The sequence below is a fragment of the Sphingomonas sp. PR090111-T3T-6A genome (genome assembly GCF_000383095.1).
Classification (GTDB): domain Bacteria; phylum Pseudomonadota; class Alphaproteobacteria; order Sphingomonadales; family Sphingomonadaceae; genus Solisphingomonas.
Genome location: NZ_AORL01000019.1, coordinates 181,463 through 203,539, shown reverse-complemented (window position 1 = coordinate 203,539; position 22,077 = coordinate 181,463). Strand labels below are relative to the sequence as shown.

At 67.9% G+C, this 22,077-nt stretch carries 18 protein-coding genes; 7 read left to right on the top strand and 11 right to left on the bottom strand.

Annotated elements, in window-relative coordinates; all coding sequences use genetic code 11:
- The first annotated feature begins 8 nt into the window (after positions 1-8).
- A complete protein-coding gene (gene pncB, locus ST3T6A_RS0109785) occupies positions 9-1,313 on the top strand; it encodes a nicotinate phosphoribosyltransferase (RefSeq protein ID WP_019832735.1) in 1,305 nt (434 codons plus the stop codon).
- Positions 1,314-1,321: 8 nt separating this feature from the next.
- On the opposite strand, the gene ST3T6A_RS0109780 is transcribed toward pncB, so the two are convergent.
- On the bottom strand, positions 1,322-2,029 hold the full coding sequence (locus ST3T6A_RS0109780; protein ID WP_019832734.1) for a M24 family metallopeptidase: 708 nt from the start codon (positions 2,027-2,029) through the stop codon (positions 1,322-1,324).
- 72 nt (positions 2,030-2,101) lie between these two features.
- On the opposite strand from ST3T6A_RS0109780, the gene ST3T6A_RS0109775 reads away from it, so the two are divergent.
- The 3 genes from ST3T6A_RS0109775 to ST3T6A_RS0109765 all read left to right on the top strand — a co-directional run bounded on the left by ST3T6A_RS0109775 (position 2,102) and on the right by ST3T6A_RS0109765 (position 5,789).
- On the top strand, positions 2,102-3,805 hold the full coding sequence (locus ST3T6A_RS0109775) for a cytochrome c biogenesis protein DipZ (RefSeq protein WP_019832733.1): 1,704 nt from the start codon (positions 2,102-2,104) through the stop codon (positions 3,803-3,805).
- 86 nt (positions 3,806-3,891) lie between these two features.
- The gene (locus ST3T6A_RS20840) at positions 3,892-5,028 is read left to right on the top strand and encodes a sensor histidine kinase (protein WP_019832732.1); all 1,137 of its coding nucleotides are present in this window, start codon (positions 3,892-3,894) and stop codon (positions 5,026-5,028) included.
- Entirely contained in the window at positions 5,025-5,789 is a 765-nt protein-coding gene (locus tag ST3T6A_RS0109765; protein WP_019832731.1) for a LytR/AlgR family response regulator transcription factor, read from the top strand. The genes ST3T6A_RS20840 and ST3T6A_RS0109765 overlap by 4 nt, the downstream gene beginning before the upstream one ends.
- A 9-nt stretch (positions 5,790-5,798) precedes the next feature.
- On the opposite strand, the gene ST3T6A_RS20835 is transcribed toward ST3T6A_RS0109765, so the two are convergent.
- Entirely contained in the window at positions 5,799-6,368 is a 570-nt protein-coding gene (locus tag ST3T6A_RS20835) for a hypothetical protein (protein ID WP_157602696.1), read from the bottom strand.
- Positions 6,369-6,675: 307 nt separating this feature from the next.
- On the opposite strand from ST3T6A_RS20835, the gene ST3T6A_RS0109755 reads away from it, so the two are divergent.
- Entirely contained in the window at positions 6,676-7,179 is a 504-nt protein-coding gene (locus ST3T6A_RS0109755; RefSeq protein ID WP_019832729.1) for a hypothetical protein, read from the top strand.
- 210 nt (positions 7,180-7,389) lie between these two features.
- Positions 7,390-8,631 carry a flavin monoamine oxidase family protein gene (locus ST3T6A_RS0109750; RefSeq protein WP_026359580.1) on the top strand — a complete coding sequence of 414 codons (1,242 nt, stop codon included), beginning with the start codon at positions 7,390-7,392 and terminating at the stop codon, positions 8,629-8,631.
- Between the two features lie 3 nt (positions 8,632-8,634).
- Here ST3T6A_RS0109750 and ST3T6A_RS0109745 read toward each other — a convergent pair whose 3' ends face one another.
- The 9 genes from ST3T6A_RS0109745 to ST3T6A_RS0109705 all read right to left on the bottom strand — a co-directional run bounded on the left by ST3T6A_RS0109745 (position 8,635) and on the right by ST3T6A_RS0109705 (position 19,984).
- Complete coding sequence (locus ST3T6A_RS0109745) at positions 8,635-9,156, bottom strand: GNAT family N-acetyltransferase (protein ID WP_019832727.1); 522 nt, start codon at positions 9,154-9,156, stop codon at positions 8,635-8,637.
- 392 nt (positions 9,157-9,548) lie between these two features.
- Positions 9,549-9,935: a hypothetical protein gene (locus ST3T6A_RS0109740; protein ID WP_037538200.1), complete on the bottom strand. Its 387-nt coding sequence runs from the start codon at positions 9,933-9,935 to the stop codon at positions 9,549-9,551.
- A gap of 2 nt (positions 9,936-9,937) precedes the next feature.
- On the bottom strand, positions 9,938-11,371 hold the full coding sequence (locus ST3T6A_RS0109735; protein ID WP_019832725.1) for an efflux transporter outer membrane subunit: 1,434 nt from the start codon (positions 11,369-11,371) through the stop codon (positions 9,938-9,940).
- 25 nt (positions 11,372-11,396) lie between these two features.
- Positions 11,397-12,560, bottom strand: coding sequence for an efflux RND transporter periplasmic adaptor subunit (locus tag ST3T6A_RS0109730; RefSeq protein WP_026359578.1), 1,164 nt, complete (start codon positions 12,558-12,560; stop codon positions 11,397-11,399).
- Positions 12,550-15,777: an efflux RND transporter permease subunit gene (locus tag ST3T6A_RS19810; RefSeq protein WP_019832723.1), complete on the bottom strand. Its 3,228-nt coding sequence runs from the start codon at positions 15,775-15,777 to the stop codon at positions 12,550-12,552. Before ST3T6A_RS19810 ends, ST3T6A_RS0109730 begins: the two co-directional genes overlap by 11 nt.
- 138 nt (positions 15,778-15,915) lie before the next feature.
- Positions 15,916-17,271, bottom strand: coding sequence for a sensor histidine kinase (locus ST3T6A_RS0109720; RefSeq protein ID WP_019832722.1), 1,356 nt, complete (start codon positions 17,269-17,271; stop codon positions 15,916-15,918).
- Positions 17,261-17,938, bottom strand: a complete 678-nt coding sequence (locus ST3T6A_RS0109715; RefSeq protein WP_019832721.1) for a response regulator transcription factor — start codon at positions 17,936-17,938, stop codon at positions 17,261-17,263. The genes ST3T6A_RS0109720 and ST3T6A_RS0109715 overlap by 11 nt, the downstream gene beginning before the upstream one ends.
- Before the next feature lie 70 nt (positions 17,939-18,008).
- Positions 18,009-18,581: a hypothetical protein gene (locus tag ST3T6A_RS0109710; protein ID WP_157602693.1), complete on the bottom strand. Its 573-nt coding sequence runs from the start codon at positions 18,579-18,581 to the stop codon at positions 18,009-18,011.
- Positions 18,578-19,984, bottom strand: coding sequence for a sensor histidine kinase (locus tag ST3T6A_RS0109705; protein ID WP_037538197.1), 1,407 nt, complete (start codon positions 19,982-19,984; stop codon positions 18,578-18,580). Before ST3T6A_RS0109705 ends, ST3T6A_RS0109710 begins: the two co-directional genes overlap by 4 nt.
- A 306-nt stretch (positions 19,985-20,290) precedes the next feature.
- On the opposite strand from ST3T6A_RS0109705, the gene ST3T6A_RS0109700 reads away from it, so the two are divergent.
- A complete protein-coding gene (locus tag ST3T6A_RS0109700; RefSeq protein ID WP_019832718.1) occupies positions 20,291-21,928 on the top strand; it encodes a hypothetical protein in 1,638 nt (545 codons plus the stop codon).
- Positions 21,929-22,077: the final 149 nt, after the last annotated feature.

Below are 22,077 nucleotides of genomic sequence, written 5' to 3'. Positions count from 1 at the left end.
GTCACGCCATGGCTGTCACCGACATCGCGACCCGCACCTACAACCATAATTTCCGGCTGGACCCGATCGTCCGCAGTCTGCTCGACACCGATTTCTACAAGCTGCTGATGTTGCAGATGATCCGTCACATCCACCCGGACGTGCAGGCGACCTTCTCGCTCATCAACCGCACGAAATCGGTCCGGCTCGCCGACATCATCGACGAGGGCGAACTCCGCGCCCAGCTCGACCATGCCCGCACGGTGCGCTTCTCGAAGAAGGAACTGATCTGGCTCGCCGGCAACAGCTTCTACGGGCGGCAGCAGATGTTCAGCCCCGACTTCATCGCCTGGCTCGCCGACTTCCGCCTGCCCGACTATGAGTTGCGCAGGGTCGACGGCCAGTATGAGCTGCGCTTCGAAGGCCCGTGGACCCACACGACCATGTGGGAGATCCCGGCGCTCGCCATCATCAACGAACTCCGCTCGCGCGCCGCGATGCGCGACAAAGGCAAGTTCGCGCTCGACGTGCTCTATGCCCGCGCCAAGGCCAAGCTGTGGGAGAAGGTCGAGCGGCTGCGCGATCTGCCCGATCTCGTGCTCTCGGATTTCGGCACGCGGCGGCGGCATGGCTTCCTGTGGCAGCGCTGGTGTGTCGAGGCGCTGAAGGAAGGCCTCGGCCGGCGCTTCATCGGCACGTCCAACGTGCTGCTCGCCATGGATGCCGACTTGGAGGCGATCGGCACCAATGCGCATGAGCTGCCGATGGTCGCCGCGGCGCTCGCCGAGGGAGACGGGGCGCTCGCCCGCGCGCCCTATCAGGTGCTGGAGGAATGGCGGCAGCACTATAACGGGAACCTGCTGATCGTGTTGCCCGATGCCTTCGGCACCACCGCCTTCCTGAAGGACGCCCCGGACTGGGTCGCCGACTGGACCGGCTTTCGGCCCGACAGCGCGCCTCCGATCGAAGGCGGCGAGCAGATCATCCGCTGGTGGCGGGAGCGCGGCCGCGACCCGAAGGACAAGCTGCTCATCTTCTCCGACGGGATGGACATCGACACGATCGAAGAGACCTATCGCCATTTCCACGGGCGGGTGCGCCTGAGCTTCGGCTGGGGCACCAATCTCACCAACGATTTCCGCGGCTGCGACCCGGACGGCTCGGCGGGGCTCGAGCCGATATCCCTCGTCTGCAAGGTGACGAGCGCCAATGGCCGCCCCGCCGTGAAGCTCTCCGACAACCCGGCCAAGGCAACGGGCGATCCCGCCGAGATCGCGCGCTACCTGCGTGTCTTCGGCGCGGAGGATCACATGGCCTCCCCGGTCCTCGTCTGAGCGGCCGCTCAGGCGCCGAGGAGCAGCCGCTCGTAGAAGCCGCCGAACGCGCCGTCGGGCGACAGGAGGTGGATTTCCAGGATCCAGTGCCGCTCGCGGCCGAAACCGTCCCGATCGCGCATCCTCGTCGGGTTTTCGGGGCGGATATGGCCGTGATGCTTGATGCCGGGCCAGCGGGCGTGGGGAAATTCGCCGACGAGATGGCCTGCGATCGCACCCCCGAAGCGCCAGCCCGCCCCCTCCGCCGATCGGCAGGCGAAGGCATAAAGGTCCGCGCCGCTGATGTCCGGCCGCTCCAGGAAATGGCGCTTCACCGCCTCGAACTGGACGGGCAGTGCCGCGACCAGCGCCTCCTTGCGCGGATCGCCGCCCACCGCATAGCTCCGGCCGACATCCGCCTCCCACTCCTCGAACACCGGCCCGAGATCGACGAACACCATGTCGTCCTCGCCGATGATGCGGATCGGCGGATTGTCGCCCGCGATGGCCAGCGTGTTGGCGCCGGCGCGCACGATCCGCTTGTGCCAGTGCTTCTCCACACCGAACCGCTCCTCCGCGAGACGAAGGATATCCTGCTCCACCTCGCGCTCGCTGCGTCCGGGCGCGATGAGCCCCTCCGCTTCGATCGCATCGAGCAGCACCAGCGCGCTCGCCTCGGCGGCGATCAGCTTCCGGTGGCGTTCGCGCTCCTCATCGGCGGTCGGCATGTCTGTCATGAGCCCTCGCTGTAACCTCAGCCCCCTCTTGCACGAAAATGAGTCAGGTTCCGCTGACAAGAGACCCCATCCGTGCTGCTTTACATCATCGCCTATCTCGGCGGCGCCCTGACCATCATCAGCCCGTGCATCCTGCCGGTTCTCCCCTTCGTGTTCGCGCGGGCGGATCGGCCGTTCCTGACCAACGGCCTGCCCATGCTCGTCGGCATGGCGCTGATGTTCATGGCCATCGCCACGCTGGCGGCGCTGGGCGGCGGCTGGGCGGTGGAGGCCAACCAATATGGCCGGGCCGTGGCGCTGGTGCTGCTCGCGCTGTTCGGCCTGACATTGCTCTTGCCCACCTTCGCGGACCGGCTGATGCGGCCGCTGGTCGGCTTCGGCGCGCGGCTTTCCCAGCGGGCGGATGCGCAAGGGTCGGGGCTGGGCGCATCCCTGCTGCTCGGCATCGCCACGGGCCTGCTCTGGGCGCCCTGCGCGGGGCCGATCCTCGGCCTGGTGCTGACCGGCGCCGCGCTTCAGGGCGCGAGCGTGGGGACGAGCCTGCTGCTCCTCGCCTATGCGCTGGGGGCGGCGACCTCGCTTGGCATGGCGCTGCTGATCGGCGGGCGGCTGTTCAAGGCGATGAAGCGCTCGCTTGGGCTCGGCGAGTGGGTGCGGCGCGCGATCGGCGCGGCGGTGCTGGTGGCGGTGGCGGTGATCGCTCTGGGCGTCGACACCGGCTTCCTGTCGCGCGCCTCGCTCGCCGGCACCAACGGCGTCGAGCAGGGCCTGCTCGACCGCTTCCAGATGGCGGACAAAACGGAGCGCAGCGACCTCGCCGACGAAGGCGCAATGCCTCCGCTCGACGGCGCGGTGACCTGGCTCAACTCGCCACCGCTGAGCGCGGAGGCGCTCAAGGGCAAGGTCGTGCTGGTCGACTTCTGGACCTATAGCTGCATCAACTGCCTGCGCTCGCTGCCTTATGTGAAGGCGTGGGCCGACAAGTATCGCGCCGACGGGCTGGTGGTGATCGGCGTCCACGCGCCGGAGTTCGCCTTCGAGAAGGACGTCGCCAACGTCCGCAAGGCCGTCCGCGATCTGGGCATCGACTATCCGGTGGCGGTGGACAACAATTACGCGATCTGGCGCGCCTTCGACAATCACTACTGGCCGGCGCATTATTTCATCGATGCGAAGGGCCGCATCCGCCACCATCATTTCGGCGAAGGCGACTATGCCGGGTCCGAGCGGATCATCCAGCAGCTCCTCGCCGAGGCGCATCCCGGCAAGAGCTTCGGCGGCATGGTGACGGACGCCGGCAAGGGCGTCGAGGCGGTCGCCAGCGACGATGTGGCCTCGCCTGAGACCTATATCGGATATGCGCGGGCGGAGCGCTCCGTCTCGCAGCCGGAAACGGTGCGCGGGCAGCCCACCGTCTATGACGCGCACCCGGCCGGGCTCAACGAGTGGGGCCTGGCGGGCGCGTGGACGGTCGGTGCCGAACATGCGACGCTGGACAGGGCCGGCGGCCGCATCCTCTATCGCTTCCACGCGCGCGACCTGCATCTGGTGCTGGGGCCGGGCGCGGACGGGCGCCCCATCCGCTTCCGCGTCACCATCGACAGCAAGGCGCCGGGCGAGGATCATGGCACCGACATCGACGCCGCCGGCAACGGCATGGTCGACGGGCAGCGGCTCTACCAGCTCGTCCGCCTGAAGAGCACGGCGGCGGACCATCTGTTCGCCATCGAGTTCCTCGATCCGGGCGTGGAGGCCTACAGCTTCACCTTCGGCTAGGGCGCCCGCGACAATTTCGTCGCGCAGCTCGTCGGCTTCGTCCCGCCGCATTGGTGCCCTGCCGCCCGCTGCGTTTGACAGAGCGGATGGAATTCCCCCGAGAGGCGCCCTCGCGGATCGTCGCGACGCCGTTCGATCAAGACGACGGGCGCGACCCGGCGCGCTGGAGCGACGCGGCCGGCGTCACGATCGCGCTCTGGCTGTTCGTGCTGCTGATCTACCTTCCCATCATCATCGAGCGCCATTCCGGCGAGGGAGCCGTCAGCGTCGCGCTCGACGGGTCGACCGTCTTCGTGTCGATGCTGTTCGCGATGCCGATCTTCTGGCTGTTCCGCACGACGATCGGCCAGCCTCTCGCCCTCCGTGTCCCGCTGCTCGTGGGGGCCGTGCTGGTGATCGCGATCATCCAGTCGATCTTCGACCTGCTCTTCACCGCCTGGGTCGCCCACAATCTGGAAGCGCATTGGGAGGCGCTGCCGCGTGATCTGGCGCGCGGCTATGGTGCGATGATCAACTATATCAGCGTCTTCGGGGTGAACCTCGCCCTGTTCCAGTTCGCCTGTTCGCGCCGCAGGAGCGGTGCCGAGGAACGCCGCTTCGCCGACATATTGGCCACGCAGCAGCAGGCCGAACTTGCCGCGCTGCGTTTCAAGCTCAACCCGCATTTCCTCTTCAACACGCTGAACGCGATCTCCGCGATGGTCGTCACGCGCCGCAACGAGGAGGCCGATCTCCTCGTCGAGAGGCTTTCGGCCTTCCTCCGCGCTTCCTTCAACCATGAGGCGATGACGCCGATCCCGGTCGAGGAGGAGCTGGCGACCGTCGAGCATTATGCCGGGATCGAGCATCTCCGCTTCGGGGAGCGCGTCCGCGTCAGCATCGCGTGCGATCCCGCTGCGGCGGGGCTGCTCATGCCGCCCCTGCTCATCCAGCCGCTGGTCGAGAAGCTGGTGGAGACCGCTTTCGCCACCTCGAATGCCGGCGGCGTGCGCATCATGATCGCGGCATGGGCGGACGGCGAGGCCCTGCACGTCGACGTCTCCCATGATCTGGGGAGCGCGCCGCGGCTGCTCGACATGGCGAACCAATGCATCGGGCCGAGGCTGGGGGCGCTCTACGGGAGAGGCGCCAGCCCTCTCCTCGATGGCCGCCATCAGGATAATATCGTCACGCTGCGGCTGCCGATACACTATGAACCGCATGACCGGGAGGTTGCCCGATGAGGGTGCTGCTCGTGGACGACGAATCGCTGGCGCTCGACCGGCTGACGGTGCTGTTCGGCGACATCGACGACGTCGAGATCGTCGGGCAGGCGGGCGACGGGGAAACCGCGCTCGCCCGGATCAACGAGCTGAAGCCCGATCTCGTCATCCTCGACGTCCAGATGCCCGGCCGCAACGGATTGTGGACGGCGGCGCAGATCAGCGTCGATCCCCGGCCGGAGATCGTCTTCATCACGGCGCACGAGCATTATGCCCCCGATGCCTTCGATCTGGAGGCGGCCGACTATATCCTGAAGCCCGTCCGCTTCGACCGGCTGCGCCAGGCGACCGATCGCGCCCGCCGCCGCCGTCAGCTCCAGAGGGACGCCCAACGCGTCGGCATGCTCGAAAGCGAGATGGAAAGCCTGCGGGCGGAGCGCGCCACGGCTGCCGGCGAGCCCGAAATCTGGGTGCCCGAGCGGCATGGCCAGCGGCGCGTGCCGATCGATTGCATCGACTGGATCGAGGCCGCGCGCGACTATGTTCTGCTCCACACCGAGATGCGCAGCTACATGCTGCGGATCACGATGTCGGCGCTGGAAGAGAAGCTGGCGGCGACGCCGCTGATCCGCGTCCACCGCTCCGCCTTCGTCCGCCCCAGCAAGGTGACGGAAATCCGGCGGGCCGACCGAAGCACGACCCTCGTGCTCACCGACGGCACCAGCGTGCAGGTCGGGCCGAGCTATGTCGCCGCGGTGGAGACGGCGCTCGGCCTCGGCTGAGCCCGGCCGTCAGGGCCTCGCCGGCACGACCTTCCGGTCGCGGCGGAAGAAGGTGACGAGCGGCGTCGCCGACAGGAGCGGCAGCAGCGCGCCGACCAGCCCCAGCAGGCCGTCGTTCAGATAGGCCGCGCAGAGACGATAGAGGCCGACCTCGACCGCGAACACCAGGCAGGCGAGCGCGATGTAGCGGCGCCGAATGGCGGTCGTGAGCGGCCGCGTCCACCCGGCGGCGACGAGACGCCGCACGTCGCCCAACTGCTCGGGCGTGAAGCCGCTCTCCAGAAGCCGATGCTCCTCCTCGCCGATCCGGCCCTCGTGGCGCAGCAGCACCGCATATCGGCGCAACGCCTCGAGACGGGTATCGGCCAGCGGATTGGTCCGCCGGATGCCGAAGAGGCGCTCGGCCAGGCGATCGAGAAAATGGGGTGGGCGCAGGCTGGAGCGCGGGTCCGACCGCGACAGCCACACGATATCGCGTTCCAGCCGGCCCAGCGTCGTGGTCCGCACCACCAGCGATGCCGTGCTGAGCCGGGGATGCTCGATCGAAAGACGGGGATCGTAATGCGCCATATCTGCCATCGTCGGATTCCGCGCGGGCCCATTGCCGGCGTCGTCCCGGATGCATCTGGCGATCCACGCCCCGCCTGTCGGCCCGGGTGCGACCGGGCCGGCGGGCGCCGCGTCGGTGCGACGAACATGATCGCGGCTGCGACCAAGATGCAGGATCGGATCGAGGCACCTCTCGGGACCACCCTCACCGGATTTTCGTCGACGAAAGCGGCGGCCCCGCCGAACGGAGCGCGACGGCACGGGCGCACACGGCTTTGCTCACTGGCGACAGCAGCGCCGCCCATCGGCGCGCGCGTCCCACCGAATGGAGAAGATCATGCTCTTTCACGTCTCGATCGAGGCCGATCATCCGAGCCATGTCGCCGAGGTGCTCGCGGAGTTCTGGGGCGGCACCGCCATGCCATTTCCGCCCGTGGGAATCGGCTCCTGGGTGGCCTTCGCCGGCGACGATCGCGCGACCATGATCGAGGTCTATCCGCGCGGCACCGAGCTGCACCCGGCCGAGGGGGAGGCGGACGCCATCGGCATCGAAGGCGAACGGCGCCGGTTCGGCAGCACCCACTTCGCGATGGCGACGTCGCTGGAGGCCGGGCAGGTGCTGGCGATCGCGCGGCGCGAGAACTGGCCGGCCAAGATCTGCCACCGGGGCGGCAAGTTCAGGGTCGTCGAGATCTGGATCGAAGGCTGCCAGATGGTGGAGGTGCTCAGCGCCGAAATGCAGCGCGAATATCTCTCGGCGGTGACGATCCCCAACTGGCGCCGCATGATCGAGCAGGGCCTTCCGCCGCAGGCGGCGGGCAGCACGCCGGTGGCGGCCTGAGCGGGCACTCAGCCTTCTTGAGCATTGTTGGAGGGAAGCCCCTGCCCTTATAATCGCCGCGACTGGCGAGGGGGGAGGAGCCGTTGGTCGCGGTGGAGGTCGAACCGGAACGCGACATGGCCGTCCATGTCTCAACCGTATCGCAATCGGCGCCGAAATCGCCATCATGGAAGCTCGATGCAGGAAGACGGGTGGCGAGGTGGCTTCAGCATGAGCGATCGGGTGGATGTCGCCATCGTCGGCGCCGGCGCGGCTGGCATCGCGGCCGCACGAAGGCTCGCGTCGCATGGCCGCTCGATCCTGCTGATCGAGGCCCTTCCCCGGCTCGGCGGGCGGGCGCACACGGACATGATCGCGGGCATGCCGCTCGATCTGGGCTGCGGCTGGCTCCACTCCGCTGAGCGCAACCCCCTCGCCGCGCTGGCGGACGCAAGGGGCGAGCCCCTCGATCGGCGGAAGAGCGCCTGGCACAAGCAGCTCCGCGATCTCGGCATCCCGGCCAGGGAGCAGCAGGACGCCTGGGCCGCCTATGAGCGCTTCGGAGAAGCCTTGCGTCGCGAGCCGCCGCCGAGCGACCGGGCCGGAGATGCACTCGCCGCCGCAGGCCGCTGGCGGCCGTTCATCGACGGGTTGAGCAGCTTCATGAACGGAACCGAGCTGGAGCGGCTCTCGGTCGCTGACTTCCTCGCTTATGACGACGCGGCCAGCGAGAATAACTGGCGCCTGCCCGGCGGCTATGGGGCGTTCATCATATCGCTCGCCCACGGACTGCCCATCGCGCTCGGCACCCGCGTGACCTCGATCGTCCAGGGCCGGGACGTGACGCTGGAGACCGATGGCGGGCCGATCGTCGCCCGCGCCGCGATCGTGGCGGTGCCGACCACCATGCTCGCGCGCGGCGCGATCCGCTTCGCCCCGGCGGTGGACGATCATCTCCATGCCGCCGCCGGCCTGCCGCTCGGGCTGGCCGACAAGCTGTTCCTGTCCATCGCCGACCCGGATTCGGTGCCGCCGGAGTCGCATCTGCTGGGGCGGCTGGATCGCGCGGCGACCGGCAGCCACTATATCCGGCCGCTGGGCCGACCCGTGATCGAGACCTTCCTCGGCGGCGCCCATGCGCAGGCCCTGGAGAATGAGGGCGAGGCCGCTGCGGCCGCCTTCGCGATCGAGGAGCTGCGCAACCTGCTCGGCGCCGATTTCGCGCGGGGCCTGACGCCGATCAGGGCGACGCGCTGGGCGCATGAGCCCACGATCGGCGGCTCCTACAGCCATGCCCTGCCCGGCCGCGCCGATGCCCGAAGGGTGCTCCGCACCCCGGTCAACGAGCGGCTGTGCTTCGCCGGCGAGGCTTGCTCCGCCACGGATTTCTCCACGGCCCACGGCGCCTGGAAAAGCGGTCTGGAGGCGGCTGACTGGATCGAGCAGGGCCTGAGGCAGGAGAAGAGGTCGTGATCGTTACGCGCGATCGGGGCGGAGCAATCCCATCAGGATCACGTCGGTCCACCGTCCATCGATGAAATAGGCGTGGTGCAACCGGCCCTCTTCCCGAAAGCCGAGCGCCTTATAGAGCCCCAGGGCGCGATCATTGCCGGCGAAGACGCTCAGCGCCAGCCGGCTGAGATTGAGATGGCTCCAGCAATAGCGGACGGCCAGCCCCAGCGCCTCGCGCCCCTTGCCCTTTCCGCGATCGCGAGGATGGCCGATCAGGACGCCGAGAACCGCGGATCGATGGATCGCGTGGATCTGCATGATCTGCACATAACCGACGATGTCGGTCGTCTCCCGCGATCGTATGGCGAAGAAGACGCGGCTGCGATCCTCCTCTGTATTGAGCCAGAATGCCTCCTGCCGCTGCCAGTTGGGCGGATGATAAGGCTCGTTGAACTGGGCCGTGTCCGGGTTGTCCGCCCACTGAAACAGGGTCGGCAGGTCGACCGGCAGAATCGGCCCCAGCGCGATGCTCTCGGCAAAGATCATTGCGATGCCACCGGCAACGGCACGCGGCGCCCGCGAGGAGCGCCGCAGTCTGCCGCAGGATGAACCGATCCGGAAATCCCGTGCATCTTCCCCGCCATCCCGCCTCGTCCCTGCCTGCACCAGACGAATGTTAATGCCGGATGGCCGAATATGTCCCCGTCGACACGGTACGACTTCGTGGCGAGGGGAGTGAAATTCATTTCATTAGCCAGCCCAACGCCATGACCGCATCATCAGCGGGCCGAACGGACGCCGGCATGGCCTTAACCCCGCCATTCCCCGTGCGTTCGGCCCCATATGCTGGGTCGCCGATCCGCTCATCGGCGAGGTCTCGTCACCGCCGGTCCCTGGACCGGTGGTGGCGAAACTCACGGCGAATATCGGCGTCCGGGTCAGTTCGGACCATGCCGGTCGACGGAACGATCGACCGAGACCGTCCGTACACGGCCACCCGGAGCATCGAGGCGGACCGCCCAGCGAATGTCATCCGCCGCGCCATCCGCCAGCGAATATTGGTGGAAGAGGCAGTGCCGCACATCAGGCGCGCGATGCTCGCTCCGGCATGTGGCGCCGGCACCGACAAGCATCGCCTGCGCGTCGCCGACGCCCATACCCACCGGGATCGCTTCGGCAAGGCGGCGCTGGGCCTCACCCGTCCCGCCGCTTTTCGCATAGCCGCCCTCCAATTCCCCGAAGCCGGGCACGGGGACGTGCGCAACCGCCACCGACGAGCAGGCGAGCGCGCAGGCGAGGCCCAGCAGGGCGGAGGGGTTCGGCATCGTCATGCTCCTGTCGAAAGGGTCGTGCGGGAAGGGGATGTCTGCGTGCCGGCGGTCTGGGCACCGCCCTGCCAGCCGCCACCCAGCGCCTTGACGAGGCCGACGCTCGCCTGAAGGCGGAGCGTCTCGAGCTGGATCGCCTGACGGCGGGTGCGCAGCGCCGTGGTCTGCGCGGTCACGACGTCGAGATAGTCGACCGCGCCCTTCACATAGCGGTTGAGCGACAGCCGCTCGGCCTGCGCGGCCTGGGTCACGGCCTGATCCTCGGCCACCGCCTCGTCGCCCAGATGGTGGAGCTGGGAGAGACCGTCCTCGACATCCTGAAACGCCTTCAGGACATGACCGCGATAGTCCGCCGTGGCCTGCGTCCAGTTGGCCCGCGCGACGGCGACCTGCGCGCGACGGCGGCCGCCGTCGAACAGGTTGAGCACCGCGCTCGGCCCGACCGACCAGAAGATGTTGGGGGCGGTGAACAGCCCCGGCAGGCCGGTGTTCTGGAAGCCTCCCTGCCCGCTCAGCGAGATGGAGGGGAAGAAGGCCGCCCGCGCTACGCCGATCTCGCGGTTGGCGGCATACATGCGGCGCTCGGCGGCGGCGACGTCGGGCCGGCGCTGGAGCAGCGTCGAGGGCAGGCCGGCTGGAATCTGCGGCAAGGTCAGGCTGGTCGACGCAGCCTTGATCGAGAAGTCCGACGCGGGCGTGCCGACGAGGCTGGCGATGGCATGCTCGGTCAGCGCGCGGGCGTTGCGCAGGTCGGCGAGCTGGGCCTGCGCCTCGGCGAGCTGGGCGCCCGACTGGCCCGTCTCGATGCCCGTCGCGATGCCGCCCGCGAAGCGGCGGCGCGTCATTGCATCGGCCTTGGCATAGGCATCGACGGTGGCGGAAAGCAGGCCGATCTGCCGATCATAGCCACGCAGCGCGATATAGCCGGAGGCGAGCTGCCCCTGAAGGCTGAGGCGGATGGCGGCGAGATCGTCGGCGCTCGCCTCGGCCTCGGCGCGCCCGGCGGCGACGGAGTTGCGCACCCGGCCCCACAGATCGAGTTCATAGCCCGCCTCGCCGCCCACCGTGTCGGCGGGATAGAGATCCGGCTGGTTGGAGCCGCGCAACGGGCGGTTGTCGGACTGGCGGTTGCGCGTGATGTCCGCGTCGAGGCCGATATGGGGGAAGAGCCCCGCCCGCGCCTCGCGCAGATAGGCGCTCGCCTCGTCATAGCGGCCGAGCGCGCCGGCCAGCGTCGGGTTGCCGGTGCCGATGCGCTGTTCGAGGCCGTCGAGCGTGGCATCGCCGAACAGCGTCCACCAGTCGCCTGCGGCCGAGAGGCTGGCGGGTTCGGCGGGCGCCCACGGCCCCTGCTCCTTGTAGGCGACGGGTGCCGGGGCGGATGGCGGATGATAGGCCGGTGCGAAGGAGCAGCCCCCCAGGCCCGCCAGCATCAGCCCCGCGACAAGGCGACGACGCTTAGCCACGGCCACCCTCGCCGACGCGGACCAGCTCGCCTTGTGCGATCGAGTCCGGCGGATTGTCGACGATACGCGCAGCGGACGCGAGGCCCGACACCACCTCCACCGTGCCGCCCAGATCGCGGCCGAGCGTCACCGGCTGGAGACGGATGCGATCACCCGGCCCGACCATCGCCACCTGCGTGCCGGCCGCGCGGAAGACGAGCGTGCTCGACGGGATCGTCACCGTCCCCGCCTGCCCCGGCACCGCGAACTTCACCTGCGCATAGCCGCCGGGCTTGAGCACCTCGCCGGGGTTCTCCGCGACGAGTTGGACCTGCAAGGTGCCCGTCCGGCTGTCGATCGCGCCCGAGGTGCCGATCACATGCGCGTCGAAGCTGCGTCCCGGATAGTCGGGCACGCCGAGCGTCGCGCCCAGCCCCGGCCGCATCGCCGCGGAATAGGCCTGCGGCACGTTCACATAGAGGCGGATGCGGTGCACGTCGGCGACAGCGAACATCGGCTGCTGGTTGCTCGCGCCCGGCCCGACGAGATCGCCGATGTCCGCGTTGCGCGCCGTCACCACGCCGGCGAAGGGCGCACGGACGGTAGCGTAGGCCTTCTGCGCGAGCAGCCGGTTGAGATTGGCCTCCGCGCCCTGAACGTCGGCATTCTTGGAGGCGAGATTGCCGTTCTTCTCGTCCGCTTCCTGCTTGGAGACCGAGGCGGACGCCAGCAGATCGTTCCACCGCGCCGCCGTCGACCTAGCAAGCGCGGCATCGGCGCGCGCGCTGGCGAGCGCGGCGCGGGCCTGCGCGATCTGCTGGTCCAGCTCCGGCGTCTCGATCGAGCCGAGCGGCGTGCCGGCGGGCACGTCGGCGCCGATATCCTTGTACCAGCCCTTCACATAGCCGCCGACGCGCGCATAGAGCCGCGCCGCGTTCCATGCCTCCATCGTGCCGGGCAGCGTCAGCCCGTCGGACGCGGCCGAAGTCTTCACCGCGACGAGATGGACGGTCGGCACCGATCGCGCGTCGGACCAGTGCTGCGCCTCATGCGCGTCGCTCGACCGGCTGACGACGCCCGCCACGACCACGCCCGCCGCGACGACGGCCGCCACGACGCCGGTGATCTTCAACCCCCGCGGTGCGGCCGGGGCATGGGAAACGGCTTCATTCTGCATAGACCAAACCTTCGGGAGCGATGCCGGCCGCGGGCTCGTCGGCGGGACGATGCTTGCGGTGGGCGATCGAGAAGACGACGGGCACGAAGACGAGCGTGGCGATGGTGGCGCAGATCAGACCGCCGATGACTGCGCGGCCGAGCGGCGCGTTCTGCTCGCCGCCCTCGCCCAGCCCGAGCGCCATCGGGGCCATGCCGATGATCATCGCGAGCGCGGTCATCAGCACCGGGCGGAAACGGGTGGCGCCCGCCTCGGCCGCCGCCTTCATCGCGTCGCCGACAGCCTCCAGCCGCTCGCGGGCGAAGCTCACCACCAGCACCGAGTTGGCGGTGGCGACGCCCATGCACATGATCGCGCCCGTCAGCGCCGGCACCGAGAGCGGCGTGTGCGTCGCGAACAGCATCCACACGATCCCCGCCAGCGCCGCCGGGAGCGCCGAGACGATCACCGCCGGATCGACCCAGCTCTGGAAGTTCACGACGATCAGCAGGTAGATCAGCACGATTGCACCGAGCAGGCCGAGGATCAGCCCGGTGAAGGCGGTGTTCATCGTCTCGACCTGCCCGTGGAGCGCGACGGTCGCGCCCTTGGGGAGATCACCCCTGGTGGCGTCGAGGATCTTCTGGATGTCGCCCGCCACCGCGCCCAGATCGCGGCCCTGCGTCGCGGCGTAGACGTCATAAGCCGGCTGCACCGCATAGTGCGAGATCACCGCCGGCGACGGCTCGCGATGGATCGTGCCCAGCGCGCCCAGCACCTGGAAATCGCCCGGCTTGGAGCCGGTGACGGGGATGTTGTTCATCGCCGCCATCGTGTCGGTGCGATATTGCGGGGTCTGGACGACGATCGGGTAGGAGACGCCGTTCTTCGGGTTCAGCCAGAAGGCCGGGGCGATCTGGAAGCTGCCCGCGAGGTTGACCGCAAGGCTGTGCGTCACGTCGTTCTCGGTGATGCCGAGCCGGTCGGCCTGCGTGCGGTCCACATCGAAGGCCAGCTCGGGATAGTCGCTCGCCTGCTGGAGGCGGACGTCGGCGATGCCCGCGACATGGCCCATCTTCTCGACCAGCTCATGGGCATAGGCCTCGTTGGCCTTCACGTTCGGCCCCGTGACCATCACGTCGACCGGCGCCGGCGCGCCGAAGTTCAGGATCTGGCTGATGATGTCGGCGGGCAGGAAGGAGAAGGTCGATCCGGGGAAGGCATCCGGCAGCGCCTTGCGCAGCGCCCTCACATAGCCGGCGGTCGGATGGTGATCCTTGGTCAGCGTGATGAGGATGTCGCCGTCCTGCGGGCCGACGCCGCCGGTGTTGGAATAGGCCCGGTTGATGCCCGACACCGGCAGGCCGATATTGTCGACGATCGAGCCCAGCTCGTCCGCCGGGATCGTGCCGCGGATGCGATCCTCGATATGATCGAACAACGCCGCCGTCTCCTCGATCCGGGTGCCAACCGGCGCGCGGACGTGGAGATTGATCTGGCCGGAATCGACGGTCGGGAAGAAGTTGCGCCCCAGCAGCGGGATCAACGCGAAGGACAACAGCACGACGGCGAGGAAGGCCGGCACGAACGCCCGCCGCCGCGCCAGCGCGAAGTCGAGGATCGCCAGATAATAAGCCCGCACCTTCTCGAAGCGGACCTCGAAGCCCTGCTGGAAGCGGCGGAACGGATTGCGGCTCTTCGGGCGGCCCGCCATCGCGTCATGACTCGCCATGATCTCGGCGGTGTGCTCGGTCGCATGGTCGCGGAGCAGGTAGTTGCCCATCGTCGGCACCAGCGTGCGCGACAGGATGAAGCTCGCGATCATCGCGAACACCACCGCCTTCGCCATCGGCGCGAACAGGAAGCCCGCGACGCCCGGCAGGAAGAACATCGGCACGAAGGCGATGCAGATGCAGAGCAGCGAGACGAAGGCCGGGCGGACGATCTGCTCCGCGCCGTCGAGGATCGACTGGCGGACGGCCTTGCCCTGCTCCAGATGCCAGTTGATGTTCTCGATGGTGACGGTCGCGTCGTCGACGAGGATGCCGACCGCGAGCGCGAGCCCGCCCAGCGTCATGATGTTGAGTGTCTCGCCTACCACCGACAGCCCGGCCACCGCCGCGAGGATGGCCAGCGGGATCGAGGCGGCGATGATGACGGTCGAGCGCCACGAGCCGAGGAACAGCAGGATCATCAGCGAGGTGAGCGCGGCGGCGATCACGCCCTCGCGGATCACGCCCGACACCGCCGCCTTCACGAACAGCGACTGGTCCGATAGCGGCTGGACATGGAGGCTCGGCGGCAACGTTTCCTTGAGCTTGGGCAGCAGCGCCTTCACCTGATCGACGATCGCGATGGTGGAGGCCGAGCCCGACTTCAGCACCGTCATCAGCACGGCGCGGCCGCCATCAACGCGCACCTCGTTGCGTTGCGGCGGCGAGCCGTCGCGGACATGGGCGACGTCGCGCATATAAACGGTGGTGTCGTCCACCGTCCTGATCGGCAGGTTGTTGAGGTCGTCCACCACCTCAGGGCTGTTGTTGAGGCGGACGTTGTACTCGTACTGGCCGATCTTGGTGGTGCCCGCCGGGACGATCTGGTTCTGCGCGGCGAGCGCCAGGCCGACATCAGTGGCAGACAGCTTGCGGGCCTGAAGGGCGGCCGGGTTCAGATCGATCTGGATCTGGCGCTCCTTGCCGCCATAAGGCGACGGGATGGCGGCGCCCTGCACCGAGGCGAGCGACGGGCGGATGAAGTTCTGCCCGAGATCGAAGATTTTCTGCTCCGACAGGTCCTTCGAGGACAGCGCGAGCTGAAGGATCGGCACGGTCGAGGCGTTGTAGTTCAGGATCAGCGGCGGCGTGATGCCCGGCGGCATCTGCTTCAGCACCGTTTGCGAGACGGACGTCACCTGCGCGGTCGCGGTGCGGATGTCGACGCCGGGGCGGAAGAAGATCTTCACGATGCCGATGCCGTTCAGCGACTGGCTCTCGATATGGTCGATGTCGTTGACCGTCGTGGAGAGCTGCCGCTCGTAATAATAGACGACGCGGCCGGACATGTCCTGCGGCGGCAGGCCGCGATAGGTCCACACGGCGGCGATCACCGGGATCTTGATGTCCGGGAAGATATCCGTCGGGGTCTTCACCCACGCGATCGAGCCCGATAGCAGGATCAGGATCGCGAGCACGACAAAGGTGTACGGCTTGCTCAGCGCAAGCTTGACGAGCTGAAGCATGGACTTCCCGGCGGATGTCTGGGTGCCGACGCTGCGTGACGGCGGGGTTAAGAGCCGCGCCGCAACGCCGACGGGAGGCCTATTCGCCCCCCGCGGCGGGAATGGCGAGTGAAATGATTTTCACTGTATCGCGTAAAATCAGCGGCTTGAGCAGCCAAGCCGCGCAATCAAGCCGGGTTTCGCGTCATCGAACTCCAAGGAAAACTGATGAAGATGCGCGATCGCGACGACAACACTGAGGCCCAGACCGGAGCCTTCGATCCCCTCACTTCCCGCGCCACGATGGAATCGTCGCAGCACGGCCTTGCGCTGATCGGTCGGGATGCCCGGCCCATTGTCCCTGATTTCGATCCAGACCTCATCCCCGGCCCGCAGGACGCGGACGTCCACATGGCCACCGGCCGGCGCGAACTTGATGGCATTGTCGATGAGGTTGCCGACCGCCTCGAACAGCAGCTTGTCGTCGCCGAACACCTGCGCGCCATCGGCCGCCTCCAGCGTCATCGCGATCCCACGCTCCTCGGCCAGCGGCTCGTAGAGATCGAGCGCGGTGCGCGCCAGGGCCGGCAGATCGACGGCGCGGAAGCCGGCACGACGGCTCCCCGTCTCCAGCTCGGAGATGCGCAGCAGCGCCGCGAAGCGTTCCAGCACCATGTCGAGATCGGCCAGCGCCGCCTCCACCTTGCCCGCCAGCACCGGCGTGATGTCCGGCTGCTGGCCGGCGCGGTAGAGCTGGGCGCGCACGCGGGTGAGCGGCGTGCGCAGATCATGCGCCACCGCATCGGTGACGGCCTTCACCTGCGAGACGACGCGGCCCACCTCGTCCACCATCGTGTTGACCGTGCCGGCGAACAGATCGAGTTCGTCGCCGCGCCCGAGGATGGGCATCCGTTCCTCCAGATGGCCGGCCGCGATCCTGTGGGCGGAGCGCTGAAGCCGCCCGAGACGGCGCAGCGGCGCGAAGCTCAGCAGCGTGCCCGCGATCAGGATCAGCAGCGCGATCACCACGCCGCTGAAGGTCAGCACCTCGAACACGCGCCGGCGCAGGTCCACCAGAGGCGTGATATCGCGGCCGATCAGGATCGTCTCGCCCGCCGCGGTCCGCTCGGCGAGCAGACGGACCGGGCCATGCCGCCCCGGCCGCCCGGCGATCTCGCGCACATGTCCCGGCACGAAGCCAGACGAGCCCCTGAGATTGCCCTCCAGCGGCCGCCCCGCGGGATCGAGCAGGCCGTAATAGTTGAGGCCGCTCACGCTGTGCCGGATCGCCGCCCGGATGCGATCGGGCAGCTGATCGCGCGGCGTTCCCTCCAGCCGTGCGGCCTCGGCGCGCAGGATGCGATCGCTGCGGGCATCCAGCTCGCGGGCGGAGAGGCCGTAGATCAGCCCGAGCAGCGCCACCACGCCGATCGCCGCCACCAGCCCCAGCAGCAGCGTCAGCCGAAAGGTGCTGGTGTTGCGGATATCCCGGAAGCGCAGCCGGTCAGACAGCATCGAGCCGATAGCCCTCGCCCTTCACGGTGACGATGGCGGAGGGCTTGTCCGGGCGATCGAGCTTCTTGCGCAGGCGGCCAATATGGACGTTGATGAGATTCGCGCCGGGATCGAAATAATAGCCCCACACCTGCTCGAAGATGATCCGCCGGCTCATCACGTCGCCGGCATTGCGGGCGAGGAATTCGAGCAGGCGGAACTCCATGTGGAGCAGCCGCACCGGCTCGCCCTCCACACGCACCTTGCGGCGGATCAGGTCCAGCTCGATGCCACCCACGCGCAGGATCGCGCTTTCGGAGGATTGCTGGCGGCGGCGCAGCAACACCTCGACGCGCATCGCCATCTCGTTGGAGGCGAAGGGCTTGATGAGATAATCGTCGCCGCCCGCGCGCAGGCCCGCGATACGGTCGTCCACGTCGCTGAGCGCGCTGATCATCAGCACCGGCAGCAGGACACGCCGCTCGCGCAACTGCTCGACGAGGGCGAGGCCATCCATGCCCGGCAACATGCGATCGAGCGTGATCGCATCGAACGGCTCGCGCATCGCCATTTCGAGCGCGGTCTGCCCGTCATGCACCTGCGCCACCGCATGGCCGTGGGCGGTCAGCTCCGTGGCGATTTCCTGTGCGGTTGCGACATCATCTTCGATGACGAGGATACGGGCCATGGATGCAGGATAGAGCCTGAGCCGGCGGGGGCAAGGGACCGAACCGGATCAGGCTCCCGTCTTCAGCCGATCAATGGCGCGACCAAAGACGATCCACCGCGAGGCTGGCGACCTTGTCGTTGACCAGATCGAGCTTCACGTTCCAGTGCACATCATCGACATATTCGTCGCGGGTGGCGACGTCGAAATAGCTGCACCGCTCGCTGGAAGCGCCATCGGCGCGGCATTTCGCGCCGGCCTTGCCCAGCATGGCCTCGGCGTCCGCGCGGGAGGTGCCGGCCGGGATCGCCTGGTTCAGCGCCTCGGCCGCCGGGGCCAGATCGGCGGCAGGCGTGTGGTGCAGGTCGCCGATCGCGGCGTTGGATGGCAGCAGCGGGTCGCGCGGCGCCTGATATTCCAGTTCCCGGAAGCTCAGCCCCGACGCATGGCCGGCCGACGCATAAGCCGAAAAGGAAAACGCCGCCGAAGCGATCGCACCGATCACAAGGATTTTGCGCACAATGATCTCCTTCGGGCAGAATCGCTCCCACCCTGATCTCGTCATGATCTCATTCGTATGTTCGTCGATAAAATCGGCGATAGATCGCTGACACGCCGAAGAAGACCGCCCTTCCATTCGACAATGAACCAGCGACGATTTCATCGTCCTGTTTTCATCGGCTGGCGAGTGAAATGAATTTCACGGCCATCCAGCACTTCTGCACAGCGGATACGGACGACGAGGCCGGGCTCCGCATCGTCGAACTCCAGCCCGAAGCCGTGCAGATGCACGATCGCGGCCACGACGCTGAGGCCAAGCCCCGTGCCGGGAATATCGGTAGCGTCGGCGCTGCGATGGAAGCGCCGGAGGACTGCACGCCGCTCGTCCGGGGCGATGCCGGGGCCATCGTCGCAAACTTCGATGACCGGGCCATGAGGGCCGGCCGCGACCGTCACCGCCACATGCCCGCCCTCCGCCACGAACTTGATGGCATTGTCGACCAGATTGCTGACCGCCTCGAACAGCAGCTTGGCATCGCCCCGCACCTCCGTCTCCGGCGAGGAGAGCAGCTCCAGCGATACCGATCGCTCCTCGGCGAGCGGCTCGTAGAGGTCGCAGACGTCACGCGCGAGGCGGCCGAGGTCGATCGCGCCGAAGCCCGCCCGGCGCCCCCGCGCCTCCAGCTCCGAGATGCGCAGCAGCGCGGCGAAGCGGTCGAGCACGACATCCAGATCCTCGGTCGCAGCCTCGATCATTGCCGCCGCCTGCGTCTCGACGCCGGGCGACTGGCGGACGCGATAGAGCTGGCTGCGGACGCGGGTGAGCGGCGTGCGCAGATCATGGGCGACGGCGTCCGTCACCCCCTTCACCTGCGCGACGACGCGGCCCACCTCCTCCACCATCGTGTTGACGGTGCCGGCGAACAGATCGAGTTCGTCGCCACGCCCCATCAGTGGCATCCGCGCTTCCAGATTGCCGGCGGCGATCACGCGGCTGGCCCGTTGCAGATCCCGCAGCCGGCGCAGCGGCGCGAGGCTGAGCGCGAAGCTGCTGACCAGCACCGACAGCGCCGTGGCCAGCCCGCTCCAGATCAGGATCGCCAGCACGCGATGCCGCAGGTCGACGATCGGGCTGATGTCCCGCCCGATCAGCAGCGTCTCGTCCGAAGGCATGCGCACCGCCAGCAGACGGATCGGCCGATCCCCCACCACACCGGCGGCGATGTCGCTCGCATGATCGGGCGCGGGATCGCGCGACATGCGGATGTTGCCGGCGACATGCTCGCCGTCGATCGCCTTCAGCTCGAAATAGTTGAGCCCGCTGGTGTTGCGGCTGATCTCGGTACGGATGCGATCCGGCAGCTGGTCGGCCGGCACCGCGCTCAGCAGCCCTGCCTCGGTGCGGAGGATACGGTCGCTGCGGCTGGTCAGCTCGCGGGCGGAGAGTTCGTAGATCAGCCCCAGGAGCACGGCCACGCCGAGCGCGAAGACCAGACCGAACACCAGCGTCAGCCGGAAGGTGCTGGTGTTGCGGACGTCCTGAAAGCGCAGCGGCTCAGTGAGCATGACGGCGCGCGCACCGGATCGGATCGGCCCCACGCATCAGCCCATGACTCGATTCTGGCGAGACATGAAAATGCCCATCACCGATATGAATTTCCATGCCAGTCGAAATGGAGTCTCGACTTAGAGATCACCAATCATCTCAAATCATCCGCACTTGCAAAGTGAAATTAATTTCACTCCATCAAAAATCACGAGAAACTGAGGATTTCCGCCAATCCACTTCTTACATCGACTCTCATGTAATATAAGAGTCATGCGATCTACCTAGCGCCCCTTCCGGTTCACTCATCCAAAGGGGCAAATTTCATGAAATTGCGTTCAGCGCTTCTCGCTGCCGCAGCGGCGAACATCCTGGTGGCAGGCACCGCCGGCGCCGCCACCGCGCACAAGCCGCGCCACAAGGCGCCGGCAGGCAATCAGCAGCTCCAGGCGCAGGTGAAGGCGCTTCAGGAGGAGGTCGAGGCGCTGCGCAGCGAGATCGGCGCGCAGAAGACCTCGCAGGTCGCGACGCAGGCGCAGGTCGAATCGACCAACAGCGCGCTCCAGGCCACCCGCACCGAGGTGCAGGCGGTGCAGACGCAGGTCGCCGCCACGCCACCGGTCACCAAGGAGCAGGTGAACACCCAGATCGCCTCGGCGATCGACAAGGAGCACCACAACAGCAAGCTCTACTTCAAGGGCATCACCATCACGCCGGGCGGCTATCTCGAGCTTGCCGGCATCTACCGCCAGCATTTCCAGGGCAACGACATCTCGTCGAGCTTCTCGATCCCCTTCCCGAACAACCGCGCGAGCCACACTTCGGAAGGCCGCTTCTCGGCGCGCCAGAGCCGCCTCTCCTTCCTCGCGGAAGGCGCGGTCAATCCGCATGTGCAGCTCGGCATGTATGGCGAGTTCGACTTCCAGGGCGGCGCGCAGACCGCCAACTCCAACCAGTCGAACAGCTATAATCCGCGCATCCGCACCCTCTACGGCACGATCGACTGGAACGAGGGCGATCATGGCTGGCACCTGCTGGCCGGCCAGAACTGGTCGCTGCTCACCACCAACGCCAAGGGCATCGTCCCGCGCGCCGAGCTGACCCCGCCGCAGATCGACGCGCAGTACGTCCCCGGCTTCGCCTGGGCGCGCCAACCGGGCATCCGCCTCGCCGGCGACTTCCTCGATCACAAGCTCTGGATCGCGGTGGCGGCCGAAAACCCGCAGACGACCTTCGCCGGCACGGTGCCGCCCAACGTCACCAACAACCAGCAGGCCGGCTCGGGCTTCGACGCCGCCAACACGCTGTCGCTCAACCATCTGCCGGACGGCATCGCCAAGGTCGCCTACGACACGCACATCGCGGGCAATGCGGTGCATGTCGAAGGCTTCGGGTTGGTGCGCAGCTTCGACGCGCACCTGAACGGCGCCGGCAACAATACGGCCACCGGCTACGGCTATGGCGGCAGCATCGTGGCGCAGATCGTGCCGGGCGTGCTCGATGCGCAATTCTCCGGCATCGGCGGCAAGGGCATCGGGCGCTATGGCTCGGCCGGCCTGCCCGACGTGACCTTCTCGGCCGACGGGCAGATCCACCCGCTGAACGAGTTCATGCTGCTCGGCGGCGCGACCCTGCACGCGACCAAGATGCTCGATGTCTACGCCTTCGCCGGCGAAGAGCAGGAGAATCGCAAGGTCCTGAGCGGCGGCACCTATGGCGTCGGCCTGCCGACCGCCAACAACAGCGGCTGCTTCATCGAAGGCGGCGCCTGCGCCGGCAACACCCGTCGCATCCGCCAGCTCACGGCCGGTTTCTGGGAGAAGCTCTATCAGGGCTCCTACGGCCGCGCGCAGGTGGGCATCCAGTACAGCTACACGCAGCGCCAGCTCTTCGCGGGCGTGGGCGGCATGCCGCAGGTCAGCCAGAACATGGGCTTCCTGAGCTTCCGCTACTATCCGTTCTGATCGATGGGGCACGTCGGCGCCACGGCGTCGGCGTGCCTATACCTCTGATTCCCGGCGATCCTGGATTCCAGCCGCGTCGAGGCAAGCCATAACCACTCCGCTGCATCGGCAAATGCGTGAAAACCGGATGGTGGGCTTTAAGCGAGGGA